17 protein-coding genes are annotated in these 16,937 nt (G+C 68.4%); 8 read left to right on the top strand and 9 right to left on the bottom strand.

The window, feature by feature from the left end:
* Nucleotides 1-75 precede the first annotated feature (75 nt).
* Entirely contained in the window at nt 76-759 is a 684-nt protein-coding gene (locus L0U85_RS10915; protein ID WP_241377791.1) for a hypothetical protein, read from the bottom strand.
* A 771-nt stretch (nt 760-1,530) separates the two neighbouring features.
* Between L0U85_RS10915 and L0U85_RS10910 the strand changes: the two genes are divergently transcribed.
* Entirely contained in the window at nt 1,531-1,740 is a 210-nt protein-coding gene (locus L0U85_RS10910) for a hypothetical protein (protein WP_241377790.1), read from the top strand.
* Nucleotides 1,741-1,800: 60 nt separating this feature from the next.
* Here L0U85_RS10910 and L0U85_RS10905 read toward each other — a convergent pair whose 3' ends face one another.
* The 4 genes from L0U85_RS10905 to acs form a co-directional block, all read right to left on the bottom strand.
* Entirely contained in the window at nt 1,801-2,940 is a 1,140-nt protein-coding gene (locus L0U85_RS10905) for an amidohydrolase (protein WP_241377789.1), read from the bottom strand.
* A 58-nt stretch (nt 2,941-2,998) separates the two neighbouring features.
* Nucleotides 2,999-3,919, bottom strand: coding sequence for an alpha/beta hydrolase (locus L0U85_RS10900; RefSeq protein WP_241377788.1), 921 nt, complete (start codon nt 3,917-3,919; stop codon nt 2,999-3,001).
* 18 nt (nt 3,920-3,937) lie between these two features.
* A complete protein-coding gene (nhaA, locus tag L0U85_RS10895) occupies nt 3,938-5,149 on the bottom strand; it encodes a Na+/H+ antiporter NhaA (RefSeq protein WP_241377787.1) in 1,212 nt (403 codons plus the stop codon).
* Nucleotides 5,150-5,384: 235 nt separating this feature from the next.
* Entirely contained in the window at nt 5,385-7,343 is a 1,959-nt protein-coding gene (gene acs / locus L0U85_RS10890; protein WP_241377786.1) for an acetate--CoA ligase, read from the bottom strand.
* 303 nt (nt 7,344-7,646) lie between these two features.
* On the opposite strand from acs, the gene L0U85_RS10885 reads away from it, so the two are divergent.
* A complete protein-coding gene (locus L0U85_RS10885) occupies nt 7,647-8,396 on the top strand; it encodes an oxidoreductase (RefSeq protein ID WP_241377785.1) in 750 nt (249 codons plus the stop codon).
* Here L0U85_RS10885 and L0U85_RS10880 read toward each other — a convergent pair.
* The 3 genes from L0U85_RS10880 to mqnE are packed head-to-tail and all read right to left on the bottom strand — an operon-like array spanning nt 8,393 to nt 10,215.
* Complete coding sequence (locus tag L0U85_RS10880; protein WP_241377784.1) at nt 8,393-8,635, bottom strand: DUF4229 domain-containing protein; 243 nt, start codon at nt 8,633-8,635, stop codon at nt 8,393-8,395. The two genes, L0U85_RS10885 and L0U85_RS10880, sit on opposite strands and share 4 nt — an antisense overlap.
* Nucleotides 8,632-9,039 carry a hypothetical protein gene (locus L0U85_RS10875; RefSeq protein ID WP_241377783.1) on the bottom strand — a complete coding sequence of 136 codons (408 nt, stop codon included), beginning with the start codon at nt 9,037-9,039 and terminating at the stop codon, nt 8,632-8,634. Before L0U85_RS10875 ends, L0U85_RS10880 begins: the two co-directional genes overlap by 4 nt.
* A complete protein-coding gene (mqnE, locus tag L0U85_RS10870) occupies nt 9,040-10,215 on the bottom strand; it encodes an aminofutalosine synthase MqnE (RefSeq protein WP_241377782.1) in 1,176 nt (391 codons plus the stop codon). It abuts the gene before it with no gap.
* A gap of 127 nt (nt 10,216-10,342) precedes the next feature.
* On the opposite strand from mqnE, the gene L0U85_RS10865 reads away from it, so the two are divergent.
* Entirely contained in the window at nt 10,343-11,767 is a 1,425-nt protein-coding gene (locus L0U85_RS10865; RefSeq protein ID WP_241377781.1) for a C40 family peptidase, read from the top strand.
* A 280-nt stretch (nt 11,768-12,047) separates the two neighbouring features.
* Here the strand turns inward: L0U85_RS10865 and L0U85_RS10860 are convergent, their stop codons facing one another.
* Nucleotides 12,048-12,353: a hypothetical protein gene (locus tag L0U85_RS10860; protein WP_241377780.1), complete on the bottom strand. Its 306-nt coding sequence runs from the start codon at nt 12,351-12,353 to the stop codon at nt 12,048-12,050.
* Here L0U85_RS10860 and L0U85_RS10855 point away from each other — a divergent pair.
* From L0U85_RS10855 to mqnC, 5 genes are all read left to right on the top strand, one after another.
* Nucleotides 12,352-13,431 carry a hypothetical protein gene (locus tag L0U85_RS10855; protein WP_241377779.1) on the top strand — a complete coding sequence of 360 codons (1,080 nt, stop codon included), beginning with the start codon at nt 12,352-12,354 and terminating at the stop codon, nt 13,429-13,431. The genes L0U85_RS10860 and L0U85_RS10855 overlap by 2 nt on opposite strands.
* A gap of 93 nt (nt 13,432-13,524) precedes the next feature.
* Nucleotides 13,525-13,833 carry an HPr family phosphocarrier protein gene (locus tag L0U85_RS10850; RefSeq protein ID WP_241377778.1) on the top strand — a complete coding sequence of 103 codons (309 nt, stop codon included), beginning with the start codon at nt 13,525-13,527 and terminating at the stop codon, nt 13,831-13,833.
* 45 nt (nt 13,834-13,878) lie between these two features.
* Entirely contained in the window at nt 13,879-14,745 is an 867-nt protein-coding gene (locus L0U85_RS10845; protein WP_241377777.1) for a menaquinone biosynthesis protein, read from the top strand.
* Nucleotides 14,736-15,506: an FAD-binding oxidoreductase gene (locus L0U85_RS10840; RefSeq protein ID WP_241377776.1), complete on the top strand. Its 771-nt coding sequence runs from the start codon at nt 14,736-14,738 to the stop codon at nt 15,504-15,506. The genes L0U85_RS10845 and L0U85_RS10840 overlap by 10 nt, the downstream gene beginning before the upstream one ends.
* Nucleotides 15,507-15,524: 18 nt before the next feature.
* Nucleotides 15,525-16,676: a cyclic dehypoxanthinyl futalosine synthase gene (mqnC, locus tag L0U85_RS10835; protein ID WP_241377775.1), complete on the top strand. Its 1,152-nt coding sequence runs from the start codon at nt 15,525-15,527 to the stop codon at nt 16,674-16,676.
* The last annotated feature ends 261 nt before the right edge of the window (nt 16,677-16,937 follow it).

Below are 16,937 nucleotides of genomic sequence, written 5' to 3'. Positions count from 1 at the left end.
TGCAAACGACCTGAGTTCCTTCGGGAAACCTGCTGAAGCTCTGGCGGATCGAACTTGACGCCTCGACAAGCGGGCTTATCGAGGCTCTCCCGGATTGAGCAGGTAGTCCATCTCAGCGGAGGAAGCCTCGTCGATGAACCGGGAGAGCGCGGGCGTCGGCTGCGGCCCGTTCTCCGCGTCGCGTTTCGACGCGTACCGAGACCCCCACACGATCTCCCCCTTGACTGTTGCCATCGCCACGCCGGACGCTCCGGACATCGGGGGAGACTCGAGGTCCCCGCAGATCCAGAGGACTCCCATGCCGTGGGCGATGCGCTTCAATGCATGCTCGGGAATCGGAGCCTTGAAGGCTCGCACCACCTGCTGGTCCGGCGACATGAGGTACACGAGTTTCGTCTTGGAATCCGGATTCCCCCGCACGCCTTCCACACGGCAGGGCCATGCCTGCCACGGTCCGGTACTCAGCGTGAAGATCAGCTTCGATATCGGCGGCTCCTTGCGCGACCGCAACGCGTTGGCGATGTACATCGCACACAACAGTAGGACGCCCAGAATGATCAGCGGCCCGAACTGGAGCGAAACGAAATACGTCAACAGCAAGCTGAGCACCAGAAACGCGAATGCGGCACCATTGGACCGCAGTGTCTTCTTGATCTCCGCATCGTTCCACTTCAGCCCTCCTTCAGAAGCAGCCTGCGTGCCATCGGCAGCGAGCGCGTAGTCGAGCGAGACCTGGTACCCGTATTCGAGAGCCTTCACGATTCCTCCAGTGATGGACCCTGAGCGGTCAACGTCGAATCATACCGTCAAGTGTGGATTCTTGGATCTCGGGCTCGGGGCGGTCGCAATGGTGTGATTCCATGAGCAGCGACCTATTCAAGGATTCCGAGCGGCCGGGCGGCTTGGCGATGTCGTCGGTCTCGTGATGAGGAGAGCGCCGATGGCCTGCCACGATCGGCGGCCCGGGTGCTTCATCCATTATGTCGTTTATGTTGATCGTCTGGTGATGTCTGATCGACCATGATATGCGCCTTGCATCATGGCTTGACTGGATCACAATAGGGTGGATGAGATGCCAGATCGTCCTTCGGACATACGGATAGGACAGAACTCGGGACCGGCACTCTCAAGCGGACGTTCGTGGCCGCGGGCCTGTTCCTGCTCAACCCGCCCGGCTCCTCGGCCCAGGCGACTCGCCCTACGTGCTGAACTTCGACGGCGAGTTCTACCGGCATGTGGAGATCGTCGAGGCGATGGTGCGTGACGGCCTGTGATCAGGCCTGCTCGAGCCCCTCTCCGACTAAATTGAGACGCTTTCAGCTTCGCGTCGTCGCCTCGGAGCGGCTGTGAGCACCGCCATTTCCGCGCACCAGGTTTTTACCGAGAGTTGCCGCCGGTTTCTTCAGGTGTAATGCGTCGGAGACACTGGGGCCGCATGGTTGGAGCCGAGGCCCGGAGGCACCATCGCCGGACTCACCGCCGCACCGGCGCGGCACGCATCTCGCATCACCGCCCGGAAGGAACACCACAATGGATCCACTTGCGATCGTGGCCCTGCAGCTGATGAACCAGGAAGCGCACTCGGCCCTGCCGAACGCTCCGGTAGTCGACGACAGTCCCTCGCTCTTCAGCCGCCTGGTCGGCTCCGTCGCGTCCGCGCGCCGCGGCATGGCCGGTCGCCTCGTGCGGGACGCGGCCCCGGCCATACCGCAGCGGGCAGACGTCCGCCGGGCCGCCTAGGCCGTGTCCCGCTGAGACAGGAGGGGCCCTCAGCCGCGAGGCTCCGGGTCCCTCCGCTCGCTAACGCACCTGCCGGCCGTCGATGAACGCCCGCTCGACCCTGGAGTAGATGTCGAGCGGGTCGCCCGACCAGACGCAGAAGTCGGCGTCCTTGCCCGCCTCCAAAGAGCCGATCCGGTCTTCGACGCCCATGATCGTCGCCGGGTTGATCGTGACGGCCCGCAGCGCAGTGTCGCGGTCGAGGCCCTCCTTGACGCACAGCATCGCCTGGATGGCGAGGTGCTCGATCGGGACGACCGGGTGGTCGGTGGTGATCGCGATGGTCACGCCCGCGGCGGCGAGCTTCGCGGCGTTCTCGGGGAACCGGTTGGCGGTCTCGACTTTGGAGCGCGCGCACAGCAGCGGGCCGAAGATCACCGGCACGCCGCGCTCGGCGACGACGTCGGCCAACAGGTGCGCCTCGGTGCCGTGGTCGAGTACCAGGTCGTAGCCGAACTCCTCGGCCACGCGCAGCGCGGTGGCGATATCGTCGGCGCGGTGGCAGTGCTGGCGCCACGGGATCTCGCGATTCAGCACCTTCACGAGCGTCTCGAGCTTGAGGTCGCGCTCGGCGTCGTCGTCGGACCGGTAGTTCTCGGCTTCGACGAACGCCTGGCGCAGCACCCCGGCGATGCCCATGCGGGTCGACGGGGTCCGCTTCTGCTCGCCGTGGACGCGCTTGGGGTTCTCGCCGAGCGCCGACTTGACCCCGGCGGGGGAACGAAGCACCATCTCCTCGACGTAGCGGCCCGCGGTCTTCACCGCGACGGTCTCGCCGCCGATGACATTGGCCGAGCCGGGGTTGACGCAGGCGGCCAGGACACCGCCCTCGACGGCCTCGGCGAAGCCGCGCTCGGCCGGGTTGATGCCGTCCAGTGCCCGCACGTACGCCGTGTTCGGGTCGGTCTTCTCGTTGCCGTCGGCGCCGGCCCAGCCTTCGCCGATCTCGACGACGCCGAGGTGGGTGTGGGCGTCGACGAGGCCGGGAACGATCCACTCGCCCGCCGCGTCGCTCACCGGAACGCCTTCGGGCACCGGCAGGTCGGGGCCGCCGACGGCGCTGATGCGGCCGTGCTCGACGACGATGACGCCGTCCTCGATCGGGGGCGCGGTGACGGGCAGGATCGTCGCTCCGCGCAGGGCGAAAGAGGCCTCGGACATGTGATCGCCTTCCGGTAGTCGGGTCCGGATCATCCTGCACCGGAAACTAGCCGCACGGCTAGCCGGCCCAGCGGATGATCTCCTTGGTCACCGTCTCGGCGGCCTCCTGCTGCGGGAAGTGGCCGACCCGGTCGAGGAGCTTCCATTCGTAGCGGCCGTGGATGTACCGGCCAGAGCCCTGGGCGGTGCGAGGCAGCACGCACGAGTCCATCGCCCCGTGCAGTTGGAGCGTCGGCACCGGCGTCGTCCGCTGGAGCAGCTTGACGAAGCGCCGCCCGGCCAGGCCTATCGCGGTGCGGAACGGCCACCGGAAGGCCTCCAGGGCGCAGAAGGCGGCCTGCGGGATCTGGATGACGTCCCGGCACGCCCGCACGTACGTCTGGAAGTCCTTGGTGGTGCGCCACTGCGGGCCCGACCACCAGTACATGAGGTCGGCGACCTTGCGCGCGTCCCAGGCGGTCAGCTTGTGCTCGTAGCGCGGCATCTGGAAGGCGAACAGGTGCTTCGACGCCGACAGCTGGCCCTTCGGGTCGACCGCGATCGCGGCCCGCTGGCGCAGCGGGTGCGCCGCGCCGAGGACCACGAGCGACCGGAACTGCTGCGGGTGGAAGGCCGCCGCGGCGAAGCCGAGGATGCCGCCAAGGTCGTGCCCGACGACCGTGGCGTCGCGTTCGCCGAGGGCTCGTACGATGCCGACGACGTCGGCGGCCATCGTGTAGGCGTCGTAGCCTCTCGGCGGCTTGTCGGAGGCGCCGTAGCCGCGCAGGTCGGCGGCCACGACGCGGAAGCCGGCGCCGGCGAGGGCAGGGATCTGGTGGCGCCAGGCCCACCAGAACTCGGGGAAGCCGTGCAGCAGGAGGATCAGGGGGCCCTCCCCGGCCTCGACGATGTGGAATCGCGAGCCGTTGGCGTCGATGTGCCGGTGCGTCCACGGCCCGGCCTTGATAGCGGCGCTGTCGGCGAAAGTCCTGCGGTTCACGAGCAAGAGCGTACGAGGTCAGGCCGCGCTGCGCTCACGCCGGACGGCGCGCGAGCGGATGTTGAGCACGGCGGCGCCGACGAGCGCCGAGACCGTCGACCCGGCCAGGACGCCGGTCTTGACCAGGTCCTGTTGGGCCACATCGGTGAAGGCGAGTTCGGCGATGAGGAGGCTGACGGTGAAGCCGCAGCCGCACAGGATCGCGACGCCGAGGATGTCGCCCCATTTCAGGTCGGGTGCGAGGCGTCCCCAGCCGAACTTGTGGGCGGCGTACGCCCCGAGCGTCACGCCGACCATCTTGCCGAAGAACAGCCCGGCGACGACGGCGAGCGCGACCCGGTCGGCCGCGAAGGCCGTCAGCGCCTCCCCGTCGAGGGCGACCCCCGCCGAGAAGAAGGCGAAGATCGGGACGGCGACGCCGGCGCTGAACGGCTGGAGCGCGTGCTCGACGGCGAGTGCGGGGGCCTCGCGTTCGCCATTGTCGGGCCTGACGCGGGTGGCGAGGCCGAGGGCGACGCCGGCGATGGTGGCGTGGACGTCGGCCTCGTACAGCGCGACCCAGGCGGCGAGCCCGAGCGGAATGTAGATCCACAGGCTCTTGACGCGCTTGGCCTGCAGGAAGAACCACAGGGCTATGACGACGACGAAGACGAGGAGCGGGATGAACTGCGGCTCGGAGTAGAGGACCGCGATCATGGCGATCGCGCCGATGTCGTCGGCGATCGCGAGCGTCAGCAGGAAGATTCGCAGGCTGGAAGGCAGGCTGCGGGCGCACAGGGCGAGGACGGCGAGCGCGAAGGCGATGTCGGTGGCGACCGGGACGGGCCACACGTCGGCTCCGCCGGGCTCGCCCCAGGCGATGGCGATCGCGACGGCGGCCGGGACGACGACGCCGCCGGCGGCGGCGATCACCGGGAGCATCGCCTTCTTGATCTCGCGCAGTTCGCCGACGACGAGTTCGCGCTTGAGTTCGAGCCCGACGACGAGGAAGAAGAACGCCAGGAGGAAATCGGCCGCCCAGTGCTGGACGTTGAGCATGAAGACGTCTTCGATGCCGATGTAGGTGTGTCGGATCTGCTCGTAGAGGTCCGACAGCGGCGAGTTCGCGGCGATGAGCGCGAGCACGGCCCCGATGAGGAGCAGGATGCCGCCGGTCGTCTCGATGCGGAGGAACCGGATGATCTCGTGAGGCGCCTGGCGGGCCTTGCGCACGATCCGCTTCCTGGGCATCGGCGGCATACGCCTCATCTCTGGCATTTCCGGCGTCTCTGGCATGAGGCTCCTCCCAGTAGGGGCGCATGTTGTGGGGGTGACGAAACCCTATCGGAAAGAAAGCGCTCGACGCTAGTCGGTGACGGGGCGACTACCAGCCGTCCCGCCACCGTTCTACTAGTTTCTATGTGTCACTCCAGGCGCACCGTATTGGTGGCGGAGATCACTTTCTGTAGGGTCTTCCGAGGGGTGCTCAGTCCTCCGGTGCGGCCTGGAGGCCGTCCTTGATCCTGGCCATCACCGAACTGTCCTGAAGCGTCGTCACGTCGCCCAGCTGCCGGTCCTCGGCGATGTCGCGCAGCAGCCGGCGCATGATCTTGCCCGAACGCGTCTTCGGCAACTCCGAGACCACCATGACCTGGCGTGGCTTCGCGATCGGCCCCAACGTCTTCGCGACGTGGTTGCGCAGATCCGCGAGGTGTTCTGGGCTCGACTCGACCCCGCCGCGCAAGATCACGAACGCCACGATGCCCTGGCCGGTCAGCGGGTCCGCCGCCCCGACCACGGCGGCCTCGGCCACCGTGTCGTGGCCGACCAGCGCTGACTCGACCTCCGTCGTCGAGATGTTGTGGCCCGAGACGAGCATGACGTCGTCGACGCGGCCCAACAGCCAGATGTCGCCGTCGGCGTCGCGCTTCGCGCCGTCGCCGGCGAAGTACATGTTCGAGAACCTCGACCAGTACGTGTCCAGGAACCGCTGGTCGTCGCCCCAGATGGTGCGCAGCATCGACGGCCACGGGTCGCGGATCGTCAGGAACCCGCCCCCGCCGTTCGGCACCGAACTCGCCTCGTCGTCGACCACGTCGACGGTGATCCCCGGCAGCGACCGCTGCGCAGAACCCGGCTTCGTGGCCGTGACGCCCGGCAACGGGGAGACCATGATCGCGCCGGTCTCGGTCTGCCACCACGTGTCCACGATCGGGCACCGGCTGCCGCCGATGTGCTCGCGGTACCACATCCACGCCTCGGGGTTGATCGGCTCGCCGACGCTGCCGAGCACGCGCAGGCTCGACAGGTCGTAGCGCGCCGGGACGTCGTCGCCCCACTTCATGAACGTGCGGATCGCCGTCGGCGCGGTGTACATGATCGTCACCCCGTACTTCTGGACGATCTCCCACATCCGACCGGTGTGCGGCGTGTCCGGCGTGCCCTCGTACATCACCTGCGTCGCCGCGTTCGCCATGGGGCCGTAAACGATATAGGAGTGCCCGGTGACCCAGCCGATGTCGGCGGTGCACCAGTACACGTCGTTCTCCGGTTTGAGGTCGAACACCGAGCGGTGCGTGTACGACGCCTGCGTCAGATACCCGCCCGAGGTGTGCAGGATGCCCTTCGGCTTGCCGGTCGTGCCCGAGGTGTAGAGGATGAACAGCGGGTGCTCGGCGTCGAAGGCCTGCGCCTCATGGTCATTCGAGGCGTTAGCGACCGTCTCGTGCCACCACAGGTCGCGGTCGTTCCAGTCGACGTCCTGTTCGGTGCGGCGCACCACCAGGACCTTCTCAACGGACGGGCAGCGGTCCACCGCTTCGTCCACAGTCGGCTTCAACGCGTTCGCCTTGCCTTTGCGGAAACCACCGTCCGCGCAGATCACGAGCTTCGCACCGGCGTCGTCGATCCGGCTCGACAGCGCCTCGACGCTGAAGCCGCCGAACACGACCGAGTGCGGCGCGCCAATGCGCGCGCACGCCAGCATCGCCACGGCCGCCTCAGGGATCATCGGCATGTAGATCACGACCCGGTCGCCGGCCTCGACACCCAGATCGGTCAGGGTGTTCGCAGCCCGCTTCACCTCGTCGAGCAGTTCTGCGTACGTGACCGCGCGCGTGTCGCCCGGCTCGCCCTCGAAGTGGATCGCGACCCGGTCGCCCAGGCCCGCTTCCACGTGCCGGTCGAGGCAGTTCGCGGCGACGTTCAGCTCGCCGCCGACGAACCACTTCGCGAACGGGGGATTGGACCAGTCCAGCGTCTGGTCCCAGTCCTTCGACCAGTCCAGGCGGCGGGCCTGCTCGTCCCAGAACGCGAGCCGGTCGGCGTCGGCCTTCTCATAGGCCTCCGCCGAGACGTTCGCCGATCGAGTGAACTCAGGGGGAGGGGGAAAGGTCCGGTCTTCGGTGAGGAGGTTCGCCAGAGTCTCCTGCGGGGCTTCATTCACGGGTATTGCTCCTTACAGATCGACGCGCCGATGCGCTGCTGTGAGGTGGGTCTATGTTCCGCCACACTACCGCGAAACATGCACTTCACGACTCGTGACCTTGCGGACATCGACGGACGGGCGGCGAACGAACGCCAGGCGGTCGGCGAACGGAAACGCGGTCCGACCTGTGCTTTCCCGGGCGAAATGACAGGCAAGATCGAAAAGAGCGGCAATGCGCGACCCCATGTACCATTTGTGGTCGCCCTCTAGCCCGACCGGTGCGGCGTATCCGCTTCACCTCCAACCGGTAAGGTTCCGCCCGTGGATCCTCTCGCGCCTCTCCTCGAGCTTGCCGAGGTCGCCGACGCCCTTGAAAACGCCAGAGCCAATGTCGACCGCATGCTCTGGCACGAGGCGCTCCGCAGCGACAACACCCATGTCGCCGCCGAAGTCGCCCTGCACGACGCCTCGGCCACCCTGGCGCTGGAAGGCTACGACTGCGACGTCGAACGCCTGCGCGCCGGCGACTTCACCGACCCGATCGTCTCCGGCGCCGTCCGCGTCACCGAGGCGCTCCCCTCGCTCGTGGACGTCTGGGCCATCTCCCCGCGCTACGTCCTCGCGAAGCTCCACCTGCTGGCCTCCCGCGACTTCCCCGACTCCGGGCACGACTTCGAGCCCGGCCGCATCGAGGTCGACAAGTCCGGCTCGGCCCGCATCGACGCGATGTGCGCTTTGGTCGCCAGCCCCACCAAGGAGATCCCGGCCGCGCTCACGGCGGCGGTCGTCCACGGCGAGCTGATCGCCGTCAAGCCGTTCCCGGTCGCGAACAACATCGTCGCCCGCGGCGCGGCCCGGCTCGCGCTGGCCGGCAAGGGCCTCGACCCGAAGCTGCTCATCACGGCGAACGCCGGTCACCTCGACCGGCACCCCGAGTACGTCGGCGCGCAGCGCGCCTGGTCGACCGGCACCCCCGACGGGGTCCGGTCCTGGCTGAAGCACTACGGTAAGGCGCTCGAAGCGGGCGCCGCGGAGACGCTGCAGATCTGCACGGAGCTGATGCGCTCCTAGCCGTCTTCCCGCAGTTCGGCGCGGAGCTGCTTCTTCTCTTCGCGGCGCTGCTTCACGCGCGCGTCGATGTGGTCGATCATCTCGGTGCGCATGCCCTTGAGCAGCACCATCGACAGCAGCATCGAACCGACCAGGCCGATCGCGAGCGCGAGCAGCAGGTTGATGACGAAGCTGAGCGGCACCGCGATCGCGGCCAGGAGGGCGAGGCGCCCCAGGAAATACTTGGCGACCGGATTCATGGCCGTTCCTCTCCATAAGTCTTGATCCCTGCGTACCACAGGGTCGCGTACACGAGTGCGGCCGCCAGGCCGCCGATGCCGCCGGTCGCCAACGGCGGCCACGTCAGCGGCAGCAAGACCGTCGCACCGATCCCGGCGCCGATGCCGAGGGCCGCGCCGGTGAGCGCGATCGCCCACCGCGAACCGCCGATGTAGCGGCGGAACTGGTCGGAGAACACGAACACGCTCGGCACCGCCGCGATCCACCCGGAGATCCGTCCGAAGTTTCCGCCGCCGACGAGGATGAACAGCAGGTCGATGACGACCAGTGCGATCGCGCCCATGACGACGTAGGCGAGCACGGTCCCGAGCAGCTGGGCGAGGGTCTCGATCCGCGGCTTGCCGTCGGTCCTCTCGTCGGCCACTTAGAACCTCACCGACTGCGGTTTTGAGCGCCTCTCGGCGATCGTCTCGGGGCGGTCGTATTCGCGCACGATCTCGTACCTGGTGTTGCGTTCGACCGGCTGGAAGCCGGCGTCGCGGATGAGTTCGAGGAGGTTCTCGCGGCTCATCTTGTCCGGGGTGCCGTAGTCGTCGGCGTCGTGCGTGATCTTGTACTCCACGACCGAGCCGTCGAGGTCGTCGGCGCCGAACGACAGCGACAGCTGAGCGACGTCGAGGCCGTGCATGACCCAGAAGCACTTGACGTGGTCGAAGTTGTCGAGCAGCAGCCGGGAGACCGCGAAGGTCTTGAGCGATTCCGCCGGACTGGCCATGGTGGTGCGGGCCTGGAGTTTGTTGCGGACCTTGCCGTCCTTGGAGTCGACGAAGTCGTGCTGGTAGCGCAGGGGGATGAACACGGCGAACCCGCCGGTCTCGTCCTGGAGTTCGCGCAGGCGCAGCACGTGGTCGACGCGGTGGCGGGGCTCTTCGATGTGGCCGTAGAGCATCGTCGCGGGGGTGCGCAGGCCTTTGGCGTGGGCGAGGCGGTGGATGCGAGACCAGTCCTCCCAGTGGCAGTCGTGGTCGACGATGTGCTGGCGGACCTCCCAGTCGAAGATCTCGGCGCCGCCTCCGGTGAGGGACTCGAGTCCCGCCTCGATGAGTTCGTCGAGGATCTCGGAGGCGTCGAGGCCGGAGATCCTCTCGAACCACTGGACTTCGGTGGCGGTGAAGGCCTTGAGGTTGACCTGCGGGAGGGTTTCCTTGAGCGCCTGGAGGACCCGCGGGTAGTAGCGCCACGGGAGGGTGGGGTGGAGGCCGTTGACGATGTGCAGTTCGGTGGGCGCGTCGCCCTTCATCTGCTCGGCGAGGGCCACGGCCTGCTCGACGCGCATCGTGTAGGCGTCGGTCTCGCCGGGCTTGCGCTGGAAGGAGCAGTAGGCGCAGGAGGCGGAGCAGACGTTGGTGAGGTTGAGGTGGCGGTTGACGTTGAACATGGTCCGGTCGCCGTTCTTGGCGGTGCGGACGCCGTGCGCGAGGCGCCCCAGCCAGGCGAGGTCGTCGATCTCGTAGAGCGCGACGCCGTCCTCAAAGGTCAGACGCTCGCCGGCTGCGAGCTTCTCCTCGATCCCGGTTTTGAACGCTGCGGTGTCATCCATCGGGCCAGAGTAACTCCATCGACACTGAAGGCGCTGCTGCCTCAAGGCACGTGTGACGGCCGTGAATGCGAAGCTTGCGCGACTTCGGTAGAGTATCCGTGGCATCCCCCACAGAAGGACACCTCATATGCGCGCAAATCGGTCCGGCGTCAGAGCGCTCGTCGTCGTTGGGGCCGCGGCTGTGCTGTTCGGCGGCGCCCTGCCTGCGTTCGCGCAGCCCGGGGACACGACGCCCAACGAGGGCGCGCGCCCGCTCGGTGAAGCCACCGACGACGCCCCGGTGACCAATCCCGAGACCGCCGAAGGTCCCCTCGCAGCTGAGATCAACGAGCTCACCGTCGAAGTCGCGCAGCTCGCCGAGGAGACCACGGCAGCCGAGGAGGAGTGGCTCGCCCGCACCGAGCGCCTCGCCGAGGCCGGTACCGCCTGGGCCGAGGCCATCGACGCCCTCGAAGCCGCGCAGGACGCCTTCGACCGCGCCGCCGGTGAGGCCTATGCCGAGGTTTCCGGGGTGCCCGACACCGAGCTTCCCGACCTGACGGGCCTGACCCCGCTCGGCGGGGAATGGGACCTGCCCGGTCTCACCCACGAGCTCGAAGAAGCCGACACCGCCGAGGCGGTCGCGCACGCCTCCTATGACGCGGCGGATCTCTCGGCCGAGCGCGCCGAGGGCCGCTACACGGTGCTCGACGACGAATACCAGAAGGCCCAGGCGGAGCTCGACGAGCTCATCGAGGACAACTTGGAGGAGATCGAGGAGCTCGAAGAGCGGCGCGAGACCGAGGCCCGCGAGCACTCCGACGAATTCTCCTCCGAGGTCGACGGCTGGGACGCCGCCCCCGAAGCCAAGAAGGCCGTCGAGTACGCGCTCGCGCAGCTCGGCAAGCCCTACGAGTGGGGTGCCGAAGGGCCGAACACCTTCGACTGCTCCGGCCTGACCCAGTCGGCCTACGCCTCCGCCGGCGTCTCGCTGCCGCGCGTCGCGGCCGACCAGTTCAGGGCCACCCGCGACAAGCCCGTGGACACCGAGATGCTGCTCCCCGGCGACCTGCTGTTCTGGTGGGACAACCCGGGTGACTGGACCTCGGTCTACCACATGGGCATGTACCTCGGGGACGGCAAGATGGTCCAGGCCCCCCGTACGGGTGATGTCGTCAAGATCAGCAGCATCTGGTTCAAGAACTTCGCGGGCGCCCACCGGGTCGTCGACGCGATCAAGACCGACCCGAACGCCAAGCCGCCCAGCAGCGGGAACGGCGGCGATGACGACCCCGTGAAGCCGAGCCCGCCGACGGATGAGGAGCCGCCGGAGCCGACTCCGAGTCCCACCCCGAGCCCGACTCCGAGTCCCACCCCGAGCCCGACGCCGAGCCCGAGCCCCACGCCGGACGAGCCCACGCCTGACGAGCCCACGTCTGAAGAGCCGTCTGAAGAGCCGTCTGAAGAGCCGACTTCCCCCGAGGACGACAAGCCGGACAGTCCGACTCCCACCGATCCGGATTCGGGGACGTTGAGCCGGAGCCCGGAGCCCGAAGAAGCATCGGCGAGTTAGCGGAAGGCGGATACCGGGTGCTACCGGGTGATGGCACGATGGTTGCTAGGTTGCCCGATTAACGACGACGCTCCATCCCCGAGGAGGCTTTCGTGGACGACAACAGCTGTAGCTCTTGCGGCCAGCGCCTGACGTCCAGGCTCCGGCGCTGCCCGCAGTGCGGTGCGCCGCTGCCGCCGCCGATCGGGGGATTCCCGCCGGAGCCGCAGTATCCGCCGCCGTCGTCGTACGGTCCGCCTGCGGCGTCGCCGTACGCGCAGCCGGTGCAGCCGCCGATGGCTCAGCCGCCGCAGCAGCCGCACGCGGCGTCCGCTCCTGTGCCGCCTCCGCCGCCGCGCGTGAATCCGCCGCAGCAGCCCCAGTACCGGCAGCCGCCGCAGCCGCCGCAGGTCGCGCCGCCTATGGCGTCGGGTTCGGCCGCGGTCCGGCCGCCGATGGTCCCTCCGGCGGCTCCGCAATCGGCGCAGTCGCTGCCGCCGGTGACGCCCGTGGTCGCTTCGCCGCCGTCGTTCGCGGCAGTCCCGTCGCCTCCGCCGCCCGCGGCCGTCCCCTCGCCGCCTCCTGCGGCCCCTTCGCCTCCGCCCATGCCGGAGTTGAGCCTGCAGAGCGAAGTGGCTCCGCCTCCCGCAGCCCGGGCCGAGGACGAGGACACGCCGCTCTGGGACGGCGTGCCCGAACCCGAGTCGATCGACGACTCCGTCGAGCTTTCAGCGGAGGACGAGTCCGCGATGGCCGACCTCGAAGCCGACGTCCCCGGAGAATCGCTGCCTCCCGCTCCGCCTTCGAACGAGGCGTCTGAGACTGAGGAGAGGAACGCCGAAGACGAGCCCGAGGACGAGGCCGCGGCGGAACCCGCGAAGGAATCAGCGGAGGCGCCCGAAGCGGAGCCTGATGCGGAGCCCGAAGGCGCAACCGAGGAGCCTGAGGCCACGACTGATGCGGAGCCCGAAGGCGCAGCTGAAGTCGTACCCGAGGAGCCTGAGGCCGCGCCTGAGGAACCCGAGACCGACGAGCATGAGACCGTCGACGCCGGCGAGGCCGTCCACGAACCGGTCGATCCCGAGCCGGACCTCGAATCCGATCCCGAGCCGGAGCCCGGACCCGTCCCCGAACCCGAGCGCCCCGATCCCACACCCGAGCCGGGCCCGCCGCCGGAACCCGAGCCGGCTCCCGAGCCCGAGCCGGCCCCGCCGTTCCCGCAGCCCGAGCCGGACCCGGTGCCGCCGCCCGAACCGGTCCCGAACCCCGAGCCCCGCCCGCCGGTCGCCGCCGAGCCGCTCTCGCCGATCGCCGAGGCCGCGCCGCCAGAGTTCGAGCCGGAATCGGAGGCCGAAGCCGAGCCCGAACCCGTCGCCGAGTCGACGCCCCCGCAGGGACCCGAGGCCAAGCCGACCTCCGATTCGGTCGCGTCCAAGAAGATCATCGACGCGCCCGACATCAGCCTGTTCGAAGAACCGTCCAGCAAGAAGAGCCTCGCAGGAACCACGAAGCCTCCGCCCGCGGCTTGGCCGCCGCCGGAGGGCGACTCCTCGTCGTACAGGGCAGGTCGCGCCAAGGTCAGGAACCTCGTCGTCGAGCGCGGCGACCTGCCCGAGCACATGCCCCTGCCCCGGCCGACCGTCTACGGGGGAGCGAAACCCGGCGAAGAGGAACCCGCTTCATAAACGTCGCTCTAAACCGGGTAAGTCCCTCGAATAGGCAGAAAACTCAGGCATGACACGGCGTCACAGTCCATGCTGATCACGGAGGTGATCAGCATGGCAGAACGCCGTGTGAAAGTGACCACGGAAGTCGGAATCCAAGCCCGGCCCGCCACCGCATTCGTCGACGTCGCCGCCGAGACCGCGGCCGAGGTCACGATCGCCAAACCCGGAGTGGAACCGCACGACGCCAAGTCGATCCTCCAGGTTCTGACCCTGGACGTGCGTTCAGACGACGAGATCTTCCTCGTAAGCGACGACGAAGACGTCCTCGACCGACTCGTCGCACTCGTCACCGGCGACAGCGAAGTCGGCGAGGCCGACGTCAAGATCGTCGACACCGGTGACGCCGACGACGAGGACTGATCGCGAGCCGTCACCGGACCGAGGCGACCGGCTACGGTCGAGAGCGTGAACATCGCACGGCGCCCCCGGGTCGGCCACATCGCATTCCTCAACTGCCTGCCCATCTACTGGGGACTGGCCAGGTCGGGCGCGCTGCTCGACGTCGACCTGCACCGCGCCCCACCGGACGAGCTCAGCCGCCGCCTCGTCGAAGGCGACCTCGACATCGGCCCCATCACCCTGGTCGAATACCTGCGCCACGCCGACGAGCTCCTCCTCGTGCCCGACATCGCCGTCGCCGCCGACGGCCCGGTCCTCAGCGTCAACCTCGTCTCCAAGGCCCCGATCGACGACCTCCCGACAACCGCGAAGGTCTCACTCGCCTCCACCTCCCGGACCGGCGTCCTGCTCGGCCGCATGCTCCTCGAACAGCGCCACGGACTCACCCCCGAGTTCGCCACCGCGCCGCCCGACCTCGACTCCGCACTCGACGGCGCCGACGCCGCCGTCCTCATCGGCGACGAGGCCCTCCGCGTCCACCACGACCCGCGCGGCCACCACGTCCTCGACCTCGCCGCCGCCTGGAAGGAATGGACCGGCCTGCCCATGGTCTTCGCCGTCTGGGCCGTCCGCCGCGAATACGCCGAGGCCAACCCCGGCCTCGTCAAGGACGTCCACCTCGCGTTCTGCGAGTCCGTGCGCCGCTGCCGCGAAGAGATCGACGAGGTCGTCGCCTCCGCCGCACGTTGGGAGCCCTTCGAACCCGCCGCGCTCGCCGAATACTTCGAGCGACTCCAGTTCACCCTCAGCGAGAGGCACCTCCGAGGACTGCGGGAATTCGCCGCGCGCGCCGCGGGTTATATGGAAGTGCCCGGCCTCCCCGAGGGCGGGCCAGAGTTCTTCCCCGCAGGAAAGGGAGTCGCATGGGCGTAGAGCTGAAGCGGTCCAAACGCCGACCCGCATGGCACAAGCTCGCCGTCAGCCAGGTCAGGCATCTCACCGACGACGCCCTCGAAGTGACCCTCACCGTCCCGCCGAACCTGCGCGAAACCTTCGACTTCCAACCCGGCCAGCACATCACCTTCCAGCGCGTCGAGGCCGACGGCAGCGAGGTCCGCCGCTCCTACTCGCTCGCCTCCACACCCCGCGAACTCGCCGAGCAGGGCACCCTCAGGCTCGGCATCAAATTCATCCCCGAAGGCAGCTTCTCCGCCTACGCCAAGAGCAGCCTCGCGCCGGGAGACGTCCTCGAAGTCCTCCCGCCGCTCGGCGTCTTCCGCGCCGACATCGAACCGGACCGTCACTACGGCTCGATCGTCGCAGGCTCGGGCATCACCCCGATCCTGTCGATCGCCGCCGCCGCACTGGACACCGGCGCGACCGTCACCGTCCTGTACTCCAACCGCACCGAAGCCTCCACCATGTTCGCCCCCGAACTGGCCGAACTCCAGGAACGCCACGGCGACCGGTTCCGCCTCCACCACATCCGCACCCGCTCCGAAGCAGCGAGCCCGCTGCTCACCGGTCGGCTCACACCCGAACGCCTCCGCGACGTCCTCGCCGAACTGGTCGATCCGCGCGAGATCGACGAATGGTTCCTGTGCGGACCGTACGAGATGGTCCTGGGCGTCAAAGAAGTCCTCGAAGAGACCGGGGCTTCAGCGATTCACACCGAGCTGTACTACGTCGAGTAATCCGGTTACGCTTCGTCCATGGCCGAGATTGACGATGTCCTCGCCCGCGCCGCCGACGGCGGCCGCATCAGCGCCGAGGAAGCAGAGCTGCTGTACACCGAAGCGCCGTTCCACGCGCTGGCCGAGGCCGCCGACACCGTTCGCAGGCGTGTCATCGGCGACAACATCGTCACCTACCTCATCGACCGCAACATCAACTACACCAACGTTTGCGTGACGGCCTGCAAGTTCTGCGCCTTCTACCGCGCCCCGGGCCACCGAGAGGGCTGGGATCACTCGCTCGACGAAGTCCTGCGCCGCTGCGGCGAGGCTGCCGACCTCGGCGCCACCCAAGTCATGCTCCAGGGCGGCCACCACCCCGAGTTCGGCGTCGAGTACTACGAGGAGCTCTTCGGCGCAGTCAAACGCGAGTACCCGCAGCTGGTCATCCACTCGATCGGCCCCTCCGAGATCGCCCACATGGCGAAGGTCTCGGGCGTGGAGATCGAAGACGCGATCAAGCGCATCAAGGCCGCCGGTCTCGACTCGATCGCCGGCGCCGGCGCCGAGATGCTCCCCGAGCGGCCGCGCAGGGCCCTCGCTCCGCTGAAGGAAGCGGGGGAGCGGTGGCTGGAGATCATGGAGACCGCCCACGAACTGGGGCTCGAATCCACGGCCACGATGATGATGGGCACCGGCGAGACCGCGTCGGAGCGGATCGAGCACCTGCGCATGATCCGCGACGTCCAGGACCGCACCGACGGCTTCCGCTCGTTCATCCCCTGGACCTACCAACCGGAGAACAACCACCTGAAGGGCCGGACGCAGGCGACGGCGATGGAGTACCTGCGCCTGCTCGCCACCGCCCGTCTGTACTTCCACAACGTGAGGCACCTCCAGTCGTCGTGGCTGACGACCGGCAAGGCCGCCGGGCAGCTGAGTCTCCACCTCGGCGTGGACGACCTCGGGTCGATCATGCTGGAGGAGAACGTGATCTCCTCGGCGGGCGCCCGGCACTCCTCGCGCCTGTCGGAGCTCATCGAGCTGATCCGCACCGCGGACCGGATTCCGGCTCAGCGCGACACACTCTACGAGCGCATGGCGATCCACTGGACGCCCGAGGACGACCCGAGCGACGACCGCGTGCGGTCGCACTTCTCGACGATCGTGACGCAGCTCCAGAGCAGCTGAGGCGTAGGAAGCTGCCGGCTGGCAGCTGGTGGCTTGGTGCCTGGTGAGGCCGGAAATGGCCCTTGGGCGCTGGCGGCATCTTTCACGTGGATGGTCGATCTGCGCCAAGGGCGGCGGCGACGAAGGCGTGTGGTTGGGCGGGCTCGGTCTCGGGCCGCCTGGCCGAGTGAGGTCGGGCGAGACTTCCTCGTGTTGTGTTGTGCGGCAGGCGGTCCGGGCACGAACATGAGGGGTTTCTCCCCCTATCGGGTGATGATTTCA

The organism is Glycomyces sp. L485, from assembly GCF_022548875.1.
Lineage (GTDB): Bacteria > Actinomycetota > Actinomycetes > Mycobacteriales > Micromonosporaceae > Glycomyces.
This window is presented reverse-complemented; position numbering and strand designations above follow the sequence as displayed.